This is a genomic window from Haloarcula sp. Atlit-47R (genome assembly GCF_003665985.1).
Taxonomy (GTDB): domain Archaea; phylum Halobacteriota; class Halobacteria; order Halobacteriales; family Haloarculaceae; genus Haloarcula; species Haloarcula taiwanensis.
This window is the reverse complement of sequence record NZ_QPLQ01000065.1, coordinates 1-460: the sequence shown is the minus strand read 5'-3', so window position 1 is coordinate 460 and position 460 is coordinate 1. Positions and strand designations below refer to the sequence as shown.

The window sequence follows — 460 nt, the reverse complement described above, 5'->3', positions numbered from 1 at the left end:
CCAGTGGTCGAAGCCGTAGCGCTCGTAGAACGCTCGCGCCCGACCGTTCGCCTCGTCCACGTCGAGGACGATTCGGTCCAAGGGGAGGTCCTGCGAGCGCGCGTGGGCCAACACAGCGTCCATGAGTTCGTCGGCGGCGACCGAGCCGCGGTAGTCGGCGTCGAGAAACAGTTCGTTGAGGACGGCGGCGTCCCAGATGAACGTCATCTCCTCGGGGAGCGCGAAGGCGTAGCCGACGAGCGTCGCGTCCTCGCTCTTGCCGCTGTGTTCGCCGTCCGACACCGCTTCGGCGACGACGACGCAGCCGGGGTCGTCGGTCGCACAGCGCTCGACCCACGAGAGATATCGCTCGCGGTAGTCGTCCGTGAGTTTCGCCTCGTACGTGGAAAGCTTGTCGTCGCCGCCGGTCCCCGCGCCGAGACCGAGTTCGAATCCGCGATTCAGTTCCCAGAACGCGGCC

The 460-nt window shown here is 67.2% G+C and carries 1 protein-coding gene; it reads right to left on the bottom strand.

The features are described from left to right. Window positions 1-460: N-acetyltransferase (locus DVK00_RS20890; protein ID WP_147435951.1), on the bottom strand; the 460-nt coding region annotated here is incomplete at both ends.